Raw genomic sequence first — 21,306 nt, 5'->3', positions numbered from 1 at the left:
CTTCACAAGAAAGTGTGATAAAAATTGTGATTGATTTGGCTATTTTTTAACCCATTGGTTTTTATACCGATTAAATTCCCTCTTTGTCTCTGATTTTCATTGACCTGTTGAGTAAATTCCCCAAAATAGCCGCCTATTATTTTTTGTAAAATGTTCCATACTTGGTATTGAACGCATCAATTACGTTATCGAGGAGTCAAAATGGGTCTGTTTGATCAAGTGTTAGGCATGGTTGCAGGTGATAAAATGCAACAGTTTCAATCTGTTATTGATTGGGTTGAAAAGCAAGGTGGGCTCTCAGGTGTCGTCGATAAATTTAACACTGAAGGCTTAGGCGGGATCGTTTCATCATGGATTGCTGAAGGTGAAAATTTGCCAGTTAATGCTAGCCAGTTAATGCAAGTTTTCGGTGATTCAGGGATCCAAGAACTCGCTCAGCGCGTTGGTTTAGATCCACAACAAGCAACAGATATGGTCGCTAAGTACTTACCGACTATCGTAGATAGTGCTAGCCCGAATGGTGTGCTGCCAGAAAATATTGATTTAGCGTCAATTGGCATGAACTTACTGAAACAAAAACTGTTCGGTTAAGATCTGCACTCAGCACAGATAACAAAAAGCCCACTTTAAAGTGGGCTTTTTACTGAACTAGCTTTGATACTCATTTCGCAGTTTTTTCGCCGCTTCCACCATGTTAGCCAGTGCTTGGCGAGTCTCTGTCCATCCGCGAGTTTTTAAACCGCAGTCTGGATTCACCCATAAACGCTCCACGGGCACTCGCTGTGCAGCCTTACGTAATAGCGCCACAATCCACTCTACATTTGGGACGTTAGGCGAGTGAATATCATAAACCCCCGGACCAATTTCATTTGGGTAATCAAAATCTTCGAATGCGTCTAATAGATCCATATCCGAGCGCGACGTTTCAATGGTGATAACATCAGCATCCAGCGCAGCAATCGAATCCATGATGTCATTGAACTCGCAATAACACATATGGGTGTGAATCTGTGTCTCATCATCGGCGATAGCGGCACTTAATTTAAAGGCATCTACCGCCCAAGTCAGATAGTCATTCCACTCATCGCGGCGCAGCGGCAGCCCTTCACGTAATGCAGGCTCATCAATCTGAATGATGCCAATACCCGCTTTTTGTAAATCATCCACTTCGTCACGCAATGCCAGCGCAATTTGCTTGGCTATCGTTTCACGACTGACATCTTCCCGAGGGAATGACCAGCACAGGATTGTCACCGGGCCTGTCAGCATTCCTTTGACCGGTTTATCCGTCAACGACTGTGCATACTTCGCCCACTCCACGGTAATGGCTTCTGGGCGGCTAATATCACCAATGATCACAGGTGGCTTCACGCAGCGAGAACCGTAACTCTGTACCCAACCATTTTGCGTAAAGACATAGCCATCAAAGTGTTCACCGAAGTATTCCACCATGTCATTTCGCTCGGCTTCACCATGCACGAGGACGTCAATATCCAGTAGCTCCTGCTCCTTGATAGCTTGTTTGATATGCTCACTGATACTGGTACGGTAATTCAGTTGATCCACATTACCTTTTTTGAAATCAAGACGTAAAGAACGAATTTCACTGGTTTGCGGGAAAGAGCCAATCGTCGTGGTTGGCCACAACGGCAGATTAAAACGTTGGCGCTGAAGTTCAGCGCGCTTTACATAAGGACGAGTACGCTCGGTATCTTTCGCGTTAATTGCCGCTAAGCGCTGAGCGACCTGCGTATTATTGACTCGAGAAGAGGTGCGGCGAGCACGAATTGGCGCACTATAGGTTTCTAGCGCTGCGATGTATTCTGCCGTTGGTTGATTGAGTGTTTTCGTCAATAGTGCCAGTTCTTCACATTTTTGCAGCGCAAACGCAAACCAGCTTTTCACTTCGGCATCCAGACGCGTTTCATCATTTAAATCAATTGGGCTATGCAGTAACGAGCAAGATGAACCGACCCACAGAGTGCGCTCTCCTAGCAGCGGTTTCACCCGTTGGAATTTTTCGCCTAAATCCCCTTTCCATACGTTACGCCCATTAATTAACCCTAACGAAAGCACCCAGTCCTTAGGAAGTGCTTGATGCAGTGCCGCGATATCATCCTTACCCGCAACCACATCCACATGCAGTCCTTGCACTGGCAGTTGTTTAATCACATCCAAGTGATGGCTAATACCGTCAAAATAAGTGGTTAACAGTAAGTTAGTTTTACCTGCTAGGGATTGATACGCTTGTTGATATGCGTCCTGCCATTCGAGAGGTAAATCGAGTACCAGTGCGGGCTCGTCAATTTGCACCCACTCCACGCCTTTTTCAGCCAGTCTAGTTAGAATTTCTTGGTAAACAGGCAGTAAATCTTTCAGTAACGATAGGCGGTCGAAGGCAGGTCCCTTCACTTTTCCTAACCACAGGTAGGTAATCGGGCCAATGACGACAGGTTTAACGTTGTGACCGAGTTTTAATGCTTCGTCGACTTCTTCAAACAGTTGATTCCACGACAGTTTAAATTGTTGCCCTTGCTGGAATTCCGGCACGATATAGTGATAGTTAGTATTAAACCATTTCGTCATTTCTCCCGCCGCCGCTGGCTTGCCTGTTGGCGCACGACCACGAGCCACACGGAATAAGGTATCTAAATCGACAGTGCCATCTTCATTTTGATGACGCGGCGGAACGTTTCCTAGTAATAAACTAGTGGTTAAAACTTGGTCATACCACGCAAAGTCACCGACGGGTAGCAGATCGACACCGGCATTTTTTTGTTGTTCCCAGTGACGAACACGTAATTGATAACCCGTTTCAAGAAGTGCAGATTGGTCAATTTTGCCTGCCCAATAATCTTCTTGTGCACGTTTGAGTTCTCTTTTTAGACCGACACGTGGAAAACCAAGTGTATGATTTATAACAGACATATTGACCCCTTAAAATATTTAGCCGTCTAGATGTTTACACATCTATAATCAACAGGTACTGTATAAAGCACAAGCGCAAATTATTCATCGTCTACTTGAAGGTTTCTCATGATCGAATTAAAACATTTAAAAACGTTGCAGGCACTCAGCCAATACGGATCATTAGCTGCCACTGCGACGCACCTGCACCAGACTCAGTCGGCGCTATCTCACCAATTTAGTGATTTAGAGCATCGCTTAGGCTACAAACTGTTTGTTCGTAAAACTCAGCCCATCCATTTCACACCGCAAGGGGAAGTGCTGCTACAATTAGCGCAACGTATTTTGCCAATGGTGAAAGACGCGATTCGTGTCTGCAATGAACCGACCGTCAGTACGCTGCGTATCGCGATTGAGTGCCATAGCTGCATTCAGTGGTTGACCCCTGCGCTACAACAGTTTAGGCAAGCATGGCCACAAGTGACCGTCGATTTTAAATCTGGCGTAACCTTTGACCCGCAGCCTGAATTACTTTCGCGAGAATTAGACATCGTGATGACCTCCGATATCCTTGCGGATCAAGATTTACACTACACACCGATGTTTGATTATGAAGTGAAACTGGTGGTGGCGAATGACCATCCATTAGCTAAAAAACCGTTGATTGAGCCTCATGATCTTGCCAAAGAGACATTGCTGATTTATCCAGTTCAGCGCCAACGTTTTGATATCTGGCGTCATTTCTTACAGCCTGCGGGTGTTTCACCTAATATCAAAACCGTCGACAATACGCTGATTTTAATTCAGATGGTGGCGGCTAAAATGGGGATTGCAGCACTGCCACACTGGGCGGTGGATTCCTTTGAAAAACAAGGTTTGATTACGACGAAAACTTTAGGAAGTGGGTTATGGAGCCGACTGTACGCTGCATGTCGTGAAGGCGAACAGCGCCAGCCAGCCATTGAAACATTTACCAATACCGCTACTGATCACGCGGTGGAGAATTTGTCTTACGTGAAGTCGGTGCGAGGATCCAACGCTTATGCACCCACAGAGACGCAATTATCAGGCTCGACCCCATGGTAAAACTGAGCCAATTAGGATGTTGCTGCCAAATAGCAAAGTTCACTAATAAACCGGCTGGAACCATCATGTTATTCATTATCGCGAGGGTTCCGGCATCCACTTTTGTGGCGCCATAGTTCCACAGAAAATAACCAATCCCCGACGCAACCACACCCAACCAGAGTAAAACTATCCATTGAGCTTGGCTTGTCGGCACCATCGCCTTATTTCCAAACAGTAGCCATCCCATCAAGGCAATCAACGTCGCCCCGAGATAAAACCATGAAAAGGCTTGATGCTGGGGGATCGGGTGCACTTCCATTAAGCGCTTATATCCCACTTGCCCCAATGCAAAGAAGATGTTGGCAAGCTGAACAAACATCAGACCAATCCAGAATGATTCGCTAAGGTGATCATAACGAATAATGGCAGCACCAATCACGGCTAATATCGAGCTAAACAGATAGCCTTTACGTAGGCGTTGGCGCTCTAAAAGGTCATAAATCAACGTAACATATAGCGGAGTTAATACCGTAAATAGCAAAAATTCTGCCACACTCAGGTATTTATAGGCTTGGAAAACAAAGTAATACATGATCCCCAGCTGGCAAGCACCTACCAACATATACAGTGAGATCACTTTGGCGCTGAAGTTGCGCCAACGCAGAAAAGGTAGGAATACCAAAGAGGCTAAACTCACGCGGATAAGCACAGATAGCCAGCTATCCACCTGCCCTGCGAGGTATTCCCCCATTAAACTAAAAGACGCTGCCCAAAGCAGCGTCGTGAAAACGAGTAACCACATTGTTGTTCACTCTCAAGCACAATGATTTAACAAACAAGATGCCCGTAGAATACGCGTTTTTTCGATTTAATGCTCTTTTTCGATCAGTACGGCTTCTAATAAATCCAGATCCACCAGCAAGCTTTGCAAGGTTTCATTACTGATTTTCCGTGTTGCACGCAAGTGATAGAGCTCACCACGTTCTGCACGTAGCGCCGTTAAGCGAAAACGCCGTTCAAGGTCTTCAATCTGCAAGTTGTGTTCCATCTCGTCTTGGTCGGCGGTTCGACGGCGTAAATGACCAATCACCCTTGTCGCGACCTCGTTGATGTCTTCCGAATCTAATTGCTCTTCCACATCCGCCGATAAACGCTCTTGCATCTTGTTCAAGCTGACAATCGCCACTTCTGCCATTGCGGCTTTCGCCATACGGATCTCGTTGATATCCGCCTCTTTATCCCCCACTTTAAAATTGCGCAGCAGGAGTGGTAACGCCACAACGCCCGCAAAAATGGAAAATAAAATAACCCCTGCGGCGATAAACACCAGCTGGTACCTTGCTGGGAACGGAGAACCATCGGTTAGAAACAATGGCACCGAGAGCACACCGGCTAAGGTAATTGCCCCACGAACCCCGGCAAACGACGCTAACCACAATTCACGGACGGTATAGCTCGCGAACTGTAATGGGCGTTTTTTCAAGAACAAGCGGCTGAATCTCTTCATCAACCATAGCCAGCAGAAACGCAAAATCAGTAAGGCAAAATAGATAATAACGACGGCGGTAAACAGCATCCAAGTTTCGACGCTTGGGTCGAGTTCCGCTTGAATAACCGATGTTTCCCAAATCCCCGGTAATTGTAAACCGAGCATAATGAACACTAATCCGTTAAAGACAAACTCTAACATCGACCAGACGCTATCGGCACGTAAACGCATCGCCAAAGGTGCATTACGGATAACGCCAGACTTGGTGATAGTCATACCCGCAGCAACCGCCGCCAAAATACCCGAGAAACCGATATGTTCCGCAATCATGTAGGATGCGAATGGTAACAGCAGCATGAAGACAATTTGCGTTGCGGGGTCATCCCCACTCCAGCGGCTCATTAAGCGTAGAGACTTACTGTATAGCCACGTCACAGCAACACCCGCCAATAGACCACCGACTGCGACTTTAAAGAATTCGATTGTAACGCCCGATACGCTGAAGACCATCGTTCCCATGGCAATCGCCACGGCGAACTTCAACGCCACCAGACCGGAAGCATCGTTCATCAATGCTTCCCCTTCGAGTACGCTCATCATGCGCTTGGGAATTCGTCCTTTCCCGACGATAGAGGACAAGGCCACCGCATCTGTTGGGGAAAGTACCGCAGCCAGCGCAAAGGCGGCAATAAGTGGAATACCAGGCATCAACCAGTAAATCAGATAACCAATCCCGATAACGGTTACTAATACTAGCACTAATACCAGAATGAAAATTTCTCGCCCATTCTGGAAAAATTCACGGGTAGGGGTTTTCCAACCATCGACGAATAACAGCGGTGGAATCAACAGAACCATAAAGAGTTCGGGGTCAAAAGAGACATGTAACCCAAATTGAGGCCACGCTAATAATGCACCGATAGCAATCTGAATAAGAGGAAGGGGAATACGGATGGGAATGACTTTCGTCACCACACCAGAAACAGAGACAGCCAAGATCAAAATCAGAATAGTAAAGAAAATTTCCATGTTGCCCTTACTTATTAACTAATGCATACCCTAAATATCGCAGCTTAAAGTATAACGGGATAACCCAAAATTTGCCTGCCGCCGCATAGTAAGAGATAGCACCGTCCAGACCATGAGATTTTCAGTCAAGGCAGCCACTGGTTGAAAATAGGCATTTTCACTTCATATACCGCCTTAGCACTATTCTATCCTTAACAGGCTATCTGACGGGAAAATAATTTGGAGTTTAGAACGAATCGCAACAATCCGTTAAAGGGCGACAGCAGCTGCCGCCCTATCATTAGAATTACCTTTAGATAGCGAGGTCGGCAGCATAAAACGCTACCAATAGAACCGCGATAACCACGCTACCAATATTCAGTTTACGCCATTCACCCGCACAGATACGCCCGATAACCAGTGAAGCGAAACCTAGCATGATACCGGTGACGATATTACAGGTTAATACGATAAATACCGCGCACAGTAAACCTGACATCGAATCCACAAAATCATCGAAATCTAATTTCGAGACATTGCTCAGCATCAACAGACCCACATACATCAGTGCTGGCGCCGTTGCATAGGCAGGTACCAGATAAGACAATGGAGATAAGAACAAGATAAATAAGAATAAAACACCAACAACTACGGCGGTTAAACCTGTACGACCGCCTGCTGCGGTTCCTGCAGCAGATTCGATATATACCGCGGCTGGCGATGCGCCGATAGCCCCTGCAAAAATGCTGCTTACAGAGTCAGCGGTTAACGCTTTTCCACCATCGATAATCTGACCGTCTTTATCCAGTAAGTTCGCTTGACCCGCAACCGCGCGGATAGTCCCCGTTGCATCAAAAACTGCCGTCATTACTAATGCCAGAACGCTTGGCAGAACCGCAGCTTGAAGTGCACCCATGATATCCATGCTAAACATCAGCGCTAAACCATCTTCACCAAATGAAGGCAATTTAAAGAAACCTTGGTATTTAACGGCAGGGTCGAAAATCAAACCAATAATCGAAATCGCGATAATGACTAATAACACCCCACCCGGTACACGGCGTTTTTCTAAACCAAAAATCACCGCTAAACCAATCAGAGACATTAAAACAGGGAATGAAGTAAATTCACCCAGCGCAACGGGTAAGCCTGCATTTGGGTTTTTAACCACTAAGCCAACGCCCGTTGCTGCAATCAAGAGTAAAAACAGACCAATACCAATACCCGTACCATGAGCCACGCCCATTGGCATGTTACGTAAAATCCAACTGCGGATACCTGTCACAGAGATAATGGTGAATAAACACCCCATTAAGAACACGGCACCCAGCGCAACTGGAATACTAATGTGTTGCCCTAACACTAAGCTAAAGGCGGTAAACGCCGTTAATGAGATTGCACAGCCAATTGCCATTGGCAGATTCGCCCATAACCCCATTAATAAAGAACCGAAACCCGCTACTAAACAGGTTGCGATAAATACTGCAGTAGGTGGGAAGCCTGCTTGTCCTAACATACCCGGCACGACGATGACAGAATAAACCATCGCTAAGAATGTCGTTAATCCCGCAATGATTTCGCGGCGCACTGATGAGCCACGCGCTGTGATCTTAAAATATGAATCCAATTTGCAATTGGATGAAGCCTGTTGGCCTGCCATGGTATACCTCTGCTATTAATTTTAGAAAATTCTATGTCACTATTTTTGCTAAGCTTTTCATAAGCATTTATTCATTTTTTGCTTGGTGGCTTAGCGAATATCGCCTCACACTGAAATTCACGTAAACGATTACCTTTTTAAAAATATTCACTGAACTGAGATAACAGGTAAACAGAATGACTCTCTAGGGACAGTGCGCAAACGTTTGGCTTTCAGAACAAAGTGAGGCGAATTGTGAAGAGCGTAATTATCGTTCGAAAGGGGGGAATTGATCAAGTGTTTTATGATGGGCTACTTTTCAGTCAAAAATCATAAAAACTGCGCCGTATTTTTACAATCCTCCATAAAAGTCAGTCATATTTCGTTCTATATACCCTTTGTTTAAATACATGTGTAAGAGTGTTGCTAAAATTCCCACTAATATTGAGTTTTTAATAAATAATCTGTTTATGAAAGTATTTATTCTCTAATGCTAATTAAATAACTCATTTCTCTGGTGATTATTTTTATAAATATATTTTTTAATAATACTTAACACTCGCTATAAATATTATGTCAACCATTACAACCTCAATTAAAACAATGCCAAAAAGTGCCTTAATACTTTTTGCTGTATTTTTACTGGTTTATCTCCTTCCCGGGATTTATGGCCATAGCCCATGGAAGCAAGATGAAAACTACAGTTTCGGTATTATTCAAACCATGTATGAAACTGGAAATTGGCTAGTTCCTACTAATGCTGGTGAACCCTTCATGGAAAAACCGCCATTCTATTATTGGACGGCGACAATTTTTTCTCATTTACTCTCCGGAGTGATGCCGCTATACGATGCCGCACGCAGCGCCAGTTTATTTTTCTCTATTATTAATTTTTATTTTTTTGTTTTATTAGCTCGCCGCTTTTTTAAGTCTGACAGTTTTTCTGATGCCCGTATTTGGACAGCATTTGCACTGTACGTTTGTGCGCCGGGAGTATTGCGACACACCCATGAAATGTTCACGGATGTTTCGTTAATTACAGGGGCTACCATCGGCTTATATGGTTTATTAGGGTTAATTCAGCAACAGAAAATTGCTACGTCCGCCTTCTGGCTCTGCCTTGGAACCATTATCACCACCTTATCTAAAGGCGTATTTATTCCCGGCGTTCTGTGGATCAGCCTATTTTTGGCGCCTGTATTTCTTGTTCAGTGCCGATCTAAACAGTTTTGGCAACCCGCTCTACTCGCAGGCTTAGTCTCTCTCATCGCTATCCTGCCTTGGCCAATTATGCTGTATGTGCAGCATCCAGAGCTGTTCGTAACTTGGTTTTGGGAAAATAATATTGGCCGTTTCCTTGGATTTTCCGTTGAAAAGTTAGGAGCTAAAGCTAATTTTACGCGAATTCCTTCCGCTATTGCATTCTTTGCCCTTCCTGCAGGGCTACTGGCAACAGCCTATTTTTTACGTCATCCACTCAAACGCCTGCGCGATCATAATGAATATTTGATTGCCATATTTCCTGTCCTTGGCGTGGTATTCTTGCAAATGTCTGCCAGTGGGCGAGCGCTCTATTTACTGCCCTTTATTGCTCCGATGGCGATCCTCGGTGTGCAGGCTCTTGGCTGGTTTTCAGAGAAAATCTTGAACGCATTTGCACTCTTCGCTGCCTTTTTCTGGTCTGGGTTAATTCTCTTTCTGTGGGCTTGCTACATTATTGTATTAACGGGTCATCACGCCCAATGGTTACCTGTTTTTGGTCGTTGGTTACCGCTTGATTACCAAATGCATTTTTCTGTGTTTGCGTTGATAGCGGGCATTTTTATTACCTGTTTTTGGTTCTTCCGCAATCGTCTTATTTCCTCTTCAAACAGCGCTTTCCAAGCGATAAGAAACTGGTCTCTAGGGATGGTGAGTGTGTGGAGTATTATTCTCACATTGTTTGTTGGTTGGATTGATTATTCAAAAGGCTACGAAGGCGTTTTTGTAGACCTTCGTCATCATTTAGAAGGGCAATTTACCCAGAATGACTGTATGGCTTCCGAAAACCTTGGGGAATCAGAAGCGCCGATGCTCTATTACTACACGGGTATTTTACATCAAAGGCAGCTGGGATTTGAGAAGCCGCAACAGTGCCGCTGGCTGATTGTGTTATCCAAAGAAATTCAACCTGCGCCTGAAGGCATGGAATTGTTTTGGTCAAATCATCGTCCTGATGAATTCCGCGAGAATTTGGTGGTTTATCGAGTGACAGAATAGTTGATAGCGAATAAAAATCCCCGAGCCAGAACTGAACTCGGGGATTTTTTATATATTGAGGAAAAAATGTTACTGAGCTTGTTGCTCAATGGCTTGAGCGCCATATTTTTCACGGGTAAACCATAAAAATAGTCCCGCTATTCCAATCAATAATATCGGCAGACCTGATGGCGAAATCGCCGTTGCAGCGCCAGCCAACAATGGACCAGAAAGGTTACCAATTCCCCATAACATTGCCGCTGCGGCGTTGGCTATAATTAGCTCATTCCCTCTGAAGTATTGGCCAATCTGTACTAAAGCGATAGTGTAAATGGCCCCAGCCGTCGCCCCCAACACAAACAGTAAAACCCAAATAAAGTAAGTGTGCGTAATTAAGAACGGTAGCAACATACTTGCCCCTAACGTCACCACGCCGCAAATTCGGTACAGTTTTTCGCGATTCATATGGTCAGCTAACCAACCAAATGGCATTTGCATAATCGCATCTCCCGCCAAAATTGCACTGATCATCATCGCCGCAACCGCCTCGGTATGCCCCATGCCCATCCCGTAAATTGGGAACATTGACAGGATAGTGCCATCGAAAAAAGCAAAAAATAGAATTCCGGCACAAATTCCAGGAGCAACTTTCACGAACTGCACAATTGAAAAGTTAGATTCTGACGCCGTTTCTGCGAGCCTATCTCCCACTTTTTGATCCATAAGTAGGAATAAAGCCACAGAAATTAAGTGAATCAAGGTACAAATAAACAGCGGGGATTTATCTTCCACACCATAATAGGCAATAAATGACGGACCTAATAATTGGCTTACAGTAAATACCGTCGTGTAAATCGCCAATATACGCCCTCGCTTGTTTTCAGGGGATAATTCGTTGATCCACGTTTCCCCCAAACAAATCATCACCCCGCTTGCAAGTCCCGTAATCAGCCGCAAAGGGAAAAGTAACCATAAAGGCAATGAACTTAACAGTGGCAGTAAGCTAATGGCTGAGATCACCGTCGCGATTAACATCGCTTTGCGCTTTCCACACCACTTCACAATGCGCTGTACCACTGGGGCAATCAAAAACATCCCCAAGGCCGGAGCCGCAGAGATAATACCAATGTACAGCTCACTCACACCAAAATTATTCAGTCGCAGCGCCACCATCGGGATACTGAGACCAATCACGATGCCGATAACGGCAATGCTGGTTGTAATCGTAAAAATAGCAAAAGAAGCAGAACGTCGAAAATGTTGAAAACTCGAATTAGCAGGGTTCATTTTTGTATTAATCTGCTCAATTAGGATTAATTGTCAGATATAAACTCCGAAAAGATATTATTTATTTGAAATAAAACACTGTGACACATTCAGTCATTAGAATAATACAAATTAAATTATATCATGAATTCATTCAACAAAATAACACACTGAAAAAACAATAAATCTTATTTTTATAACCGTGTATTTAAAAAATAATTTTTAGATTATTTTTCCATTTATTCGCATTCAGCAAAATATTATTTTCATAATATCGGGTTTCTGACATTTCATATTTAAGATGTTAGAATTGACAGCAGAAATGAGAATTTATAAAAGCAATATTGTGGAAGACAGTGTCGTGGAAAATAAAATAAATATAAAAATTGGTCAGAAAGTGCGTCTGCTACGTCAGGCGAGAAACCTTTCTCTGAGTGAGCTTTCTCATTTATCAGGGATCTCTAAAGCCGCCCTCTCTAAGTTGGAATCAGGGGATTCAAATCCGCGCATCGACACTTTGGAGTCCATTGCGGCAGCTCTGCGTTTTCCGCTCAGCGATTTATTTACACGCCAAAATGAATCTTACCCCTATTTGGTAAAGGCCACGCCACTCGAAGGCGATTATTTAGAGCAATTTAAATTCCGTATCAGTATGGGTAACGTCTCTGAAATTTGGCAACTTAGTATGAAAAGAGGCGCCATTATTAATAGCCCCGCGCATATGGTCGGCACCCATGAACACATTATGGTACACGCGGGCTCCCTAATGTTACGCTTAGAAAATGAACAAAATGTCGTTCTTGAGGCTGGGGATTTTTACGCGTTCAGCGGAGACTTTCCTCATGCTTACTTATGCATTGAGGGGGATGTGCACGCCACCGTCGTGATGACCTATTCACATTTAAGTGATGGCGTGTAATTCGTCAGCCTACGCTCCTTGTAAGCCGACCTTATTCATTCAGAATTACTGCAAATAATCCTGCATGGTTTCAAACACGCGCAGATCATCGCTAAAGCGAACTTCACGGACGTCTTCCAGTTTTTCAACTTGGTTAACCATCTGGGATAAACGCTCATCTTTCTGAACTAATAACCAAATGCGGCTTTCGTCCCTATCTTTAATTGGCATACATAGAATGCCGTCCACGTTAAATGCTCGACGCGCAAACAACCCGCAAATATGTGACATGACGCCCGGATGGTTGCGAACAATTAATTCTAAGGCGATTGGGTGATGTTCAAATACCATAATTACGCTCCGATCATATCAATATTAGCGGCACCAGGAGGAACCATTGGATATACCTTCTGATTGACATCAATCAAGGCATGAATTAAGCAAGGCCCTTTAGTGTTCATAATCGCTTCCAGCGCCATTTCAGGCTCGGCTTCATTATTTAAATCACACGTTTGGAAACCAAACCCAGAGGCAATTTTAATAAAGTCGGTCTGATAAGGATAAGCCGCAGCAAAGATACGATTCTCAAAAAACAGGTCTTGCTGCTGATGCACCATGCCCAGCGCTTGGTTGTTCATTAAAATGATTTTAATGTTTAATTGATGCTCCGCCGCTGTCGCCAGTTCCTGAATATTCATCATTAAGCTGCCATCACCTGAAAAACAAACGATGGTTTTATCGGGGTGAGCCAATGCAGCGCCAATCGCTGCCGGTAAACCAAAGCCCATGGTGCCCAAACCACCGGATGTTAACCACTGGCGAGGACGTGACAATGGATAAGCTTGCGCCGCCCACATTTGATGCTGTCCAACATCCGTCGTGACAATCGCCTCTTCCCCTGCCGCACGTGCGGTGGCTAATACCAAACCGTAGTGATCTAATGGATCATCCGCATTAGCTAAGTTCAGTGGATAATTATTTTTCAGCTCATTGACTTGTTGAACCCACTCTTGACGATCATTGCGCTCAATTAACGGTAACAGTAATTCTAAGATTTGCCCTGCATCCGCATGGATAGCAATGTCTGGACGTTTGATTTTACTGATTTCTGCTTTATCAATATCAACGTGAATGATTTTGGCATTCAGGCAGAATTTTTCCGCTTTACCAATGGCGCGGTCATCAAAGCGAGCACCGATAACAATCAGCAAATCAGACTCTTCCATGATCATGTTCGTGCTACGTGCCGCATGCATGCCTAACATGCCCAAATACAGCGGATGACGCATCGGAATGGTCCCCAATGCCATCAAAGTCATTGTCGTTGGTAAAGAGGCTTTTTCGGCAAAAGCGATAGCCGTCGCGGTTGAATCAGAGCTAATCACCCCGCCCCCGAAATAAAGTACTGGACGCTTCGCACGATTGATCATTTCCGCCGCTTGGATCACTTTCTCCATATCGAAGCTTGGGGTTTTATCTTTCGGTAAAACCTCTGGCAGCGCATCTAATTCAATGGTTGCAGTCTGAACATCTTTTGGAATATCAATCCAAACAGGTCCCGGACGCCCAGATTCAGCAATACGGAATGCTTCGCAGATAACGTAAGGCAGATCTTCAATGCTGCGTACCAAATAGTTGTGCTTCGTAATCGGAATTGAAATGCCGTAAGTATCCACTTCCTGAAACGCATCGGTACCAATCATCGAAGATGGCACCTGCGCAGTGATGCATACCAGTGGAATTGAATCCAGTTTCGCATCCGCAATGGCAGTCACTAAGTTAGTGGCGCCGGGACCGCTTGAGGAAATACACACCGCCGCTTTGCCTGTGCTACGCGCAATTCCCTGTGCAATAAAACCCGCACCTTGCTCGTGACGCGCCAGTATGTGGCGAATTTTTTTGCTCTGTCCCAGTGCATCATAGAATGGCAATGCTGCCCCGCCAGGGATACCAGAAACGATGGTAATACCATGTTTTTCCAATAAATGGACGATTAATTCTGCGCCTGTAAAACAGGTTTTTTGTGGTGATGTTGTGCCCGACTCGCTCATAATTTTTTATTCCTTCACTAGCCTGCGGATCCGAGTTTTAGGTCATAAAAAAACCCCGCTCGGTTTGCGCCGGCGGGGTTTCTAAATCGCGTGATTTGTTCCCGTTACGGCGCTAAGCCCACGACCACCACCACACGCACGACTACCGCGGCTAGTGGCGCGGTAAGTAGTAGGTTTGAACGGTTAGCAGTCATTTTCACGAGAGTTTCCTGTCATTTAATTCTGTCTGATTTAGCCAAAATCCATATTTAATGAATTTCATGTTTAGCTAAAGTCTGTCTGATTTTTCATTTTTGTGCTTGCTGCATTTAAGAAACCATAAAATCCTAACCTTCACAACCCTTTTTTTCGTTTTTGTTGGTTGTGGATTTCAAATGAGAGGCATATCACAGAATGTTGCTGAGGCGTGATAATTTGAGCTGAAATTGCTCATAAAAAATTAAAGCCCTTAAAATTAAGGGCTTTAATCGATGATTTTGATTTTCTAATTTAGAAATTAGAACGGGATATCGTCATCAAAATCCATTGGTGGTTCATTGGTTTGTGGAGCTGGTGAACGCGCTGGCGCTGCGCCGCCGCCACTGAACTGTTGTGCTGCTTGTGGCTGTTGTGGTTGACCCCAACCGCCTTGCCCACCGCTTTGACCTTGTGATGGTGCATCACCGCCGCGACCACCAAGCATCTGCATTGAACCGCCGATATTGACCACAACTTCGGTGGTGTAGCGATCTTGACCGCTTTGGTCTTGCCATTTACGGGTTTGCAGTGAACCTTCGATATAAACTTGTGAACCTTTTTTCAGATATTCACCAGCAACTTCGGCTAATTTGCCGAAAATCACAACACGGTGCCATTCGGTTTTTTCACGCATTTCACCGGTTTGCTTGTCACGCCAACTTTCAGAAGTTGCCAGAGTCAGGTTAGCGACAGCTCCGCCGTTAGGCATATAACGGATTTCTGGATCTTGTCCTAAGTTACCGATAAGAATTACTTTATTTACGCCTCTGGTGGCCATTTATTACTCCTGATGCATTGAATTTTTAATCTCTGGACTGACCGTGAAGTTTACCACGACCTATCTGTATTGCACCATAAATTGAGATTGCTTGATGATAAGTTGCGAAGCGCTTTCCAAATTTAAGTGAAATCTGCATTACTGTTTTTTAGTATAGACGCTAATTATTGGCGTCACAGATAAGTTGCCATCATCCCCCTATGAAATGATATAGAAAGAGCACATATACTGTATATCCATTCAGCAAATTTTGTGCAATACTAAATCGTTTATTAGTACTGGCTCATTAATTAAGACGACCAAGTTCATTTTTGTTCACTATCAATTCATTCGGGAAGTGGTAAATGGAGAATATCGAAGTCCGCGGCGCACGCACGCATAACCTAAAAAATATCAATCTCATCATCCCCCGAGACAAGCTGATAGTTATTACAGGGCTATCTGGTTCAGGGAAATCCTCCCTCGCCTTTGATACCCTCTATGCTGAAGGTCAGCGTCGCTATGTTGAATCACTATCCGCGTATGCTCGTCAATTCCTTTCTTTAATGGAAAAACCGGATGTTGACCATATCGAAGGGCTGTCGCCTGCTATTTCCATTGAACAGAAATCCACTTCCCATAACCCGCGTTCAACGGTCGGGACCATTACCGAAATCCATGATTACCTGCGCCTATTGTTTGCCCGTGTGGGTGAGCCTCGCTGTCCTGATCATGATATTCCGCTTGCGGCACAAACCGTTAGCCAGATGGTGGATAACGTCCTCGCACAGCCGACCGATCGCCGTATGATGCTGCTGGCTCCGGTCGTGAAAGAGCGTAAAGGTGAGCACGTTAAGTTACTCGATAACTTAGCGAGCCAAGGGTATATTCGCGCCCGTATTGATGGTGAAGTTTGTGATTTATCCGATCCACCAAAACTCGAATTACAGAAAAAACATACCATTGAAGTGGTGGTTGACCGCTTCAAAGTACGCGACGATATCGCCCAGCGTCTTGCGGAATCCTTTGAAACTGCACTGGAACTGTCTGGCGGCACCGCTGTTGTCGCAGATATGGATGATCCGAAAGCTGAAGAATTAGTGTTCTCCGCTAACTTTGCGTGCCCTGTTTGTGGCTATAGCATGATGGAGTTAGAACCGCGCCTATTCTCATTCAACAACCCAGCAGGGGCCTGCCCAAGCTGCGACGGTTTAGGGGTTCAGCAGTTTTTTGACCCTGAGCGCGTGATTCAAAATCCCGAAATTTCCCTTGCGGGTGGAGCTATCCGCGGCTGGGATCGTCGTAATTTCTATTATTTTCAGATGTTAATGTCATTGGGCGAACACTATAAGTTCGATGTTGAAGCCCCTTATGACTCACTCAGCCCTGCCATTCAAAAAGTCATTTTGTATGGTTCAGGCAAAGAAACTATTGAATTCAAATACCGTAATGATCGCGGAGATATTACCGTACGCCATCACCCATTCGAAGGTGTGCTTAACAATATGGAACGCCGTTATAAAGAAACGGAATCCACCGCGGTGCGCGAAGAGTTAGCAAAATACATTAGCAACCGCCCTTGCGTGACTTGTGCAGGAACCCGTCTGCGTAAAGAAGCCCGTTTTGTATTTGTGGAAAATACCACGCTGCCTGAAATTGCAGATTACAGCATCGGTCATGCGATGGAATTTTTCCAAAACTTAAAACTCAGCGGACAACGCGCCAAGATTGCCGAAAAAATACTGAAAGAGATCAGCGACCGCCTGAAGTTTTTAGTGAATGTGGGGCTGAATTACCTAAGCCTTTCACGCTCCGCAGAAACCTTATCCGGTGGTGAGGCGCAGCGCATCCGCCTAGCAAGCCAAATTGGAGCGGGTCTGGTTGGGGTAATGTATGTGCTGGATGAACCGTCTATAGGGCTCCATCAGCGCGATAATGACCGATTACTGGAAACCTTGATTCACCTACGTAATTTGGGAAACACCGTCATTGTGGTTGAGCATGATGAAGATGCGATCCGAGCAGCCGACCATGTGATTGATATTGGCCCAGGAGCCGGTGTTCACGGTGGGCAAATTGTAGCGCAAGGCACATTGGAAGATATTGTTGCTAACCCTGAATCGTTAACCGGTAAGTTCTTAAGCGGCGAGCGCAAGATTGATATTCCACAAACGCGTGTTCCGTTTAATAAAGATAAAGTGCTGACTGTCTCTGGCGCAACAGGCAACAACCTGAAGAATGTTACTCTGAATATTCCTGTTGGTTTATTTACGTGTATTACAGGGGTTTCTGGTTCCGGTAAATCGACGCTTATCAACGATACGTTATTCCCTATCGCTCAGCGTCAGTTAAATGGCGCTACAGTGATTAACCCTGCGCCGTATACCAATGTCGAAGGTTTAGAGCATTTCGATAAAGTGATCGATATCGACCAAAGCCCTATTGGACGTACTCCACGTTCGAACCCAGCCACTTACACGGGTATCTTTACACCAATTCGTGAGCTGTTCGCAGGTGTACCAGAGTCACGGACTCGTGGCTATAACCCAGGGCGTTTCAGTTTTAACGTCAAAGGCGGCCGTTGTGAAGCGTGCCAAGGGGATGGGGTGATTAAGGTGGAAATGCACTTCCTACCCGATGTCTATGTGCCGTGTGACCAATGTAAAGGCAAGCGCTATAACCGCGAAACCTTAGAGATCAAATACAAAGGTAAAAGTATCCATGAAGTGCTGGATATGACCATCGAAGAGTCCCGCGAGTTCTTTGATGCTGTACCTGCACTCGCGCGTAAGTTACAAACACTGATGGATGTGGGTCTGTCTTATATTCGCTTAGGCCAATCTGCGACAACCTTGTCAGGTGGTGAAGCCCAGCGCGTGAAATTAGCTCGCGAGTTGTCTAAACGCGGCACCGGACAAACTATCTATATCTTAGATGAACCAACCACCGGATTGCACTTTGCCGATATCCAGCAACTGCTTGTGGTCTTGCATCAACTACGTGACCAAGGCAATACCATCGTCGTCATCGAGCATAACTTGGATGTGATCAAAACGGCAGACTGGATTGTCGACTTAGGCCCTGAAGGCGGTAGCGGTGGCGGTGAAATTTTAATTTCAGGCACCCCAGAACAAGTGGCTGAATGTAAAAAATCCCATACTGCGCGTTTCTTGAAGCCTATCTTAGCGCGTGGCTACTGAGTTAACTAAAACCGTCCATTAAGATAGAAAAAGGGGAACTGAGTTCCCCTTTTTAACGCTTATATAACCGTTCGTTACTAACTATTACTGGCTAACTGCTGCGAACGCTTCCACGATACGCTTCACGTTATGACGGTTCACCCCAGCCATACACACACGACCGGTTCCAACTAAATAAACCGCAAACTCATCTTTCAGACGGTCAACTTGTTGTTGAGAAAAACCAGTGTAGCTGAACATACCACGTTGTTTTAACAGGTGGTCGAAGTTTTTGTTTGGTAGCGCTTTTTTCAGCTCATCCACCAAGACGGTGCGCATATCTAAAATACGTAGGCGCATCTCTTCCACTTCATCCAGCCATTTAGCTTTTTGTTGGCTATCAGTCAGTACTGCTGCAACAATTTTCGCGCCGTTAGACGGTGGGCTTGAATACAGACGACGAACACCCGCTTTCAATTGCCCCAGCACGCGATCGCGCTCATCTTTATCTTTACAGATAACAGATAAACCCCCCGCACGTTCACCGTAGATACCAAAGATTTTCGAGAATGAATTACTGACGAATACTGGCAGACCCGCTTTTACCATCGTGCGAATTGCATAAGCATCTTCATCGATACCTTCCGCAAAACCTTGATATGCGATATCTAAGAATGGGATCAATTTGTGTTCAAGTGCCACTTTCGTCACTTCATCCCACTGAGCTGGCGTTAAATCGGAGCCTGTTGGGTTATGGCAGCATGGGTGCATTAAGATGATGCTATTTTCTGGTAACTTCTTGAAAGTTTCCAGCATTTCATCAAATTTAACCCCTTTGGTTTTTTCATCAAAATAAGGGTAATAATGCACTTTTGTGCCAGCGCCAGAGAAAATAGAAGCGTGGTTTTCCCATGTTGGGTTACTGCACCAGACTTCTGAATTCGGGAAATAATGGTGTAAAAAATCAGCCCCGATTTTCAGTGCGCCAGAGCCACCAATGGTTTGTACGGTAGCGATACGCTCTTGAGCGATTAACGGGCAATCTTCGCCGAACACCAATTTTTGTAATTCAGTACGGTAATCTTTCAAACCTTCCATTGGTAGATAAAGCGATGCACTTGCCGGAAGTTTTCTCAGTGCAGCTTTCGCTGTGCCGACGGTTTCCAGCTCAGGGGTTTTCCCCTCTGCATCATAATAAAGACCAATACTCAGGTTAATTTTGCCTTCACGAGTATCTTTATTAAATTCATCCATCAGCGATAAAATTGGGTCGCCCGGATAAGCATCAACATGTTGGTACACAGGATATCTCCTACTTGTAGGTTTTCTTTATTACTTTTGTCTTGTGAAAATAACCCTTTAAAATCTATTCGTCTACATATTCCATTGCGACTCGTGAGGTCAATTTCGTCAAAAGCTCATAGTTAATGATGCCTGTTTGTGTGGCAATTTCTTCCACTGGCAGAGCATTTCCCCATAGAATGACGTCATCCCCCACTTTATCGGTGGCATCTGGCCCTAAATCCACGACAGTCATATCCATGGAAATTCGTCCAATAATCGGCACTTTTCGTCCATTGACTAGAACAGGCGTTCCTGATGGCACGTTACGCGGATAACCATCTCCATAACCAATCGCTACCACCCCAAGGCGGGTATTACGTTCACTGCACCATGTTTCGCCGTAGCCAACACACTGCCCTGCCGAATGCTCTCTCACAGCAATCAGGCTGGATTTTAAGGTCATGACGGGTAATAAACCGAAGCTTGCAGCGCTTTTGCCTTCTTGCGGTGAGGCGCCATACATCATAATACCGGGGCGAACCCAGTCATAATGGGCTTCTGGCCATAAGAGGATCCCCGCGGATGCCGCGATGGATTTTTCACCCGGTTTGTCAGACACAAACTGTTGGAAGCATTCGATTTGTTTTTTGGTGGTTGGGAGTTCAGGCGCATCGGCCTGACAGAAGTGGCTAACAATATTGATAGGTAAATCAACGTTGCTACAGCTTTGAAGACGTTGGTAAAAACTTTCCGCATGCTGAGGAAGTACGCCAAGGCGATGCATGCCAGTATCGAGTTTCATCCATACTTTGATTTTTTTGGCAAGCTGGGCATTTTCCAGCATTTCCAGTTGTTCAATGCAGTGGATCACCGTATCGATGTTGTATTCCACCATCAACTGCAAATCGGATTTTTCGAAGAAACCTTCTAATAAAACTATCGGTTTTGTCACGCCTTGATGTCGAAGCAGCAGGGCTTCATTTAAACGCGCCACCCCAAAACCGTCGACAATTCCTTGAATTTCGGTGCCAACTCCAATTAATCCATGACCATAAGCGTTTGCTTTAACAACTGCAATCAGACGGCTATTCGGCGCCAATTCTCTCACGCGTTGCAGGTTGTGTCGCAGAGCGCGGCGGTTTATTAATGCGGTTGCCGCTTTCATTTCTTCCTCTTAATTATTCATTTTTAAAATTTAACTTATTTAGTCTTCAATCTTCAATTTTCTATAAGCTCTAAATAATTCGCACTGTGGCTAGGCGGCAAGAGAAGCTAAGCCTAGGGA

General features: G+C 45.0%; 16 protein-coding genes. 5 read left to right on the top strand and 11 right to left on the bottom strand.

Annotation, left to right across the window (positions count from 1 at the left end; genetic code table 11):
* The first annotated feature begins 201 nt into the window (after positions 1-201).
* On the top strand, positions 202-591 hold the full coding sequence (locus PR799_RS13225; RefSeq protein WP_154626130.1) for a YidB family protein: 390 nt from the start codon (positions 202-204) through the stop codon (positions 589-591).
* 57 nt (positions 592-648) lie between these two features.
* Here PR799_RS13225 and metE read toward each other — a convergent pair whose 3' ends face one another.
* Positions 649-2,928 (bottom strand): 5-methyltetrahydropteroyltriglutamate--homocysteine S-methyltransferase, encoded by a 2,280-nt coding sequence (gene metE / locus PR799_RS13220; protein ID WP_272522359.1) that lies wholly within the window; start codon positions 2,926-2,928, stop codon positions 649-651.
* Between the two features lie 108 nt (positions 2,929-3,036).
* Here metE and metR point away from each other — a divergent pair, with 108 nt between their 5' ends.
* Complete coding sequence (gene metR, locus PR799_RS13215) at positions 3,037-3,993, top strand: HTH-type transcriptional regulator MetR (RefSeq protein WP_154626134.1); 957 nt, start codon at positions 3,037-3,039, stop codon at positions 3,991-3,993.
* Here metR and PR799_RS13210 read toward each other — a convergent pair.
* The 3 genes from PR799_RS13210 to PR799_RS13200 form a co-directional block, all read right to left on the bottom strand.
* Positions 3,890-4,777, bottom strand: coding sequence for a carboxylate/amino acid/amine transporter (locus tag PR799_RS13210; RefSeq protein WP_154626136.1), 888 nt, complete (start codon positions 4,775-4,777; stop codon positions 3,890-3,892). The two genes, metR and PR799_RS13210, sit on opposite strands and share 104 nt — an antisense overlap.
* A gap of 66 nt (positions 4,778-4,843) precedes the next feature.
* Complete coding sequence (locus PR799_RS13205; RefSeq protein WP_036955001.1) at positions 4,844-6,493, bottom strand: Na+/H+ antiporter; 1,650 nt, start codon at positions 6,491-6,493, stop codon at positions 4,844-4,846.
* Positions 6,494-6,785: 292 nt separating this feature from the next.
* Positions 6,786-8,132, bottom strand: coding sequence for an NCS2 family permease (locus PR799_RS13200; RefSeq protein WP_036955005.1), 1,347 nt, complete (start codon positions 8,130-8,132; stop codon positions 6,786-6,788).
* 552 nt (positions 8,133-8,684) lie between these two features.
* Between PR799_RS13200 and PR799_RS13195 the strand changes: the two genes are divergently transcribed.
* Entirely contained in the window at positions 8,685-10,370 is a 1,686-nt protein-coding gene (locus PR799_RS13195; RefSeq protein ID WP_272522356.1) for an ArnT family glycosyltransferase, read from the top strand.
* A 69-nt stretch (positions 10,371-10,439) separates the two neighbouring features.
* On the opposite strand, the gene PR799_RS13190 is transcribed toward PR799_RS13195, so the two are convergent.
* Positions 10,440-11,636, bottom strand: a complete 1,197-nt coding sequence (locus tag PR799_RS13190) for an MFS transporter (protein WP_154626142.1) — start codon at positions 11,634-11,636, stop codon at positions 10,440-10,442.
* A gap of 340 nt (positions 11,637-11,976) precedes the next feature.
* Between PR799_RS13190 and PR799_RS13185 the strand changes: the two genes are divergently transcribed.
* Positions 11,977-12,534: a helix-turn-helix domain-containing protein gene (locus PR799_RS13185; protein WP_272522383.1), complete on the top strand. Its 558-nt coding sequence runs from the start codon at positions 11,977-11,979 to the stop codon at positions 12,532-12,534.
* Between the two features lie 45 nt (positions 12,535-12,579).
* On the opposite strand, the gene ilvN is transcribed toward PR799_RS13185, so the two are convergent.
* The 4 genes from ilvN to PR799_RS13165 form a co-directional block, all read right to left on the bottom strand.
* Positions 12,580-12,864, bottom strand: coding sequence for an acetolactate synthase small subunit (gene ilvN, locus PR799_RS13180; RefSeq protein WP_132497153.1), 285 nt, complete (start codon positions 12,862-12,864; stop codon positions 12,580-12,582).
* A 2-nt stretch (positions 12,865-12,866) separates the two neighbouring features.
* Positions 12,867-14,564: an acetolactate synthase large subunit gene (ilvB, locus tag PR799_RS13175; RefSeq protein ID WP_272522355.1), complete on the bottom strand. Its 1,698-nt coding sequence runs from the start codon at positions 14,562-14,564 to the stop codon at positions 12,867-12,869.
* A 104-nt stretch (positions 14,565-14,668) separates the two neighbouring features.
* Positions 14,669-14,758: an ilvB operon leader peptide IvbL gene (gene ivbL / locus PR799_RS13170; RefSeq protein WP_108479355.1), complete on the bottom strand. Its 90-nt coding sequence runs from the start codon at positions 14,756-14,758 to the stop codon at positions 14,669-14,671.
* 302 nt (positions 14,759-15,060) lie between these two features.
* Positions 15,061-15,579 carry a single-stranded DNA-binding protein gene (locus PR799_RS13165; protein WP_036955024.1) on the bottom strand — a complete coding sequence of 173 codons (519 nt, stop codon included), beginning with the start codon at positions 15,577-15,579 and terminating at the stop codon, positions 15,061-15,063.
* A 344-nt stretch (positions 15,580-15,923) separates the two neighbouring features.
* On the opposite strand from PR799_RS13165, the gene uvrA reads away from it, so the two are divergent.
* Positions 15,924-18,758, top strand: a complete 2,835-nt coding sequence (uvrA, locus tag PR799_RS13160) for an excinuclease ABC subunit UvrA (RefSeq protein WP_154602086.1) — start codon at positions 15,924-15,926, stop codon at positions 18,756-18,758.
* A gap of 84 nt (positions 18,759-18,842) precedes the next feature.
* Here the strand turns inward: uvrA and PR799_RS13155 are convergent, their stop codons facing one another.
* Entirely contained in the window at positions 18,843-20,039 is a 1,197-nt protein-coding gene (locus PR799_RS13155; RefSeq protein ID WP_036955033.1) for an amino acid aminotransferase, read from the bottom strand.
* Positions 20,040-20,103: 64 nt separating this feature from the next.
* Entirely contained in the window at positions 20,104-21,186 is a 1,083-nt protein-coding gene (gene alr, locus PR799_RS13150; RefSeq protein ID WP_132497157.1) for an alanine racemase, read from the bottom strand.
* Between the last annotated feature and the right edge of the window lie 120 nt (positions 21,187-21,306).

Origin of the sequence: Providencia sp. PROV202 (genome assembly GCF_028479565.1) — a bacterium.
Lineage (GTDB): Bacteria > Pseudomonadota > Gammaproteobacteria > Enterobacterales > Enterobacteriaceae > Providencia > Providencia zhijiangensis.
This window is presented reverse-complemented; position numbering and strand designations above follow the sequence as displayed.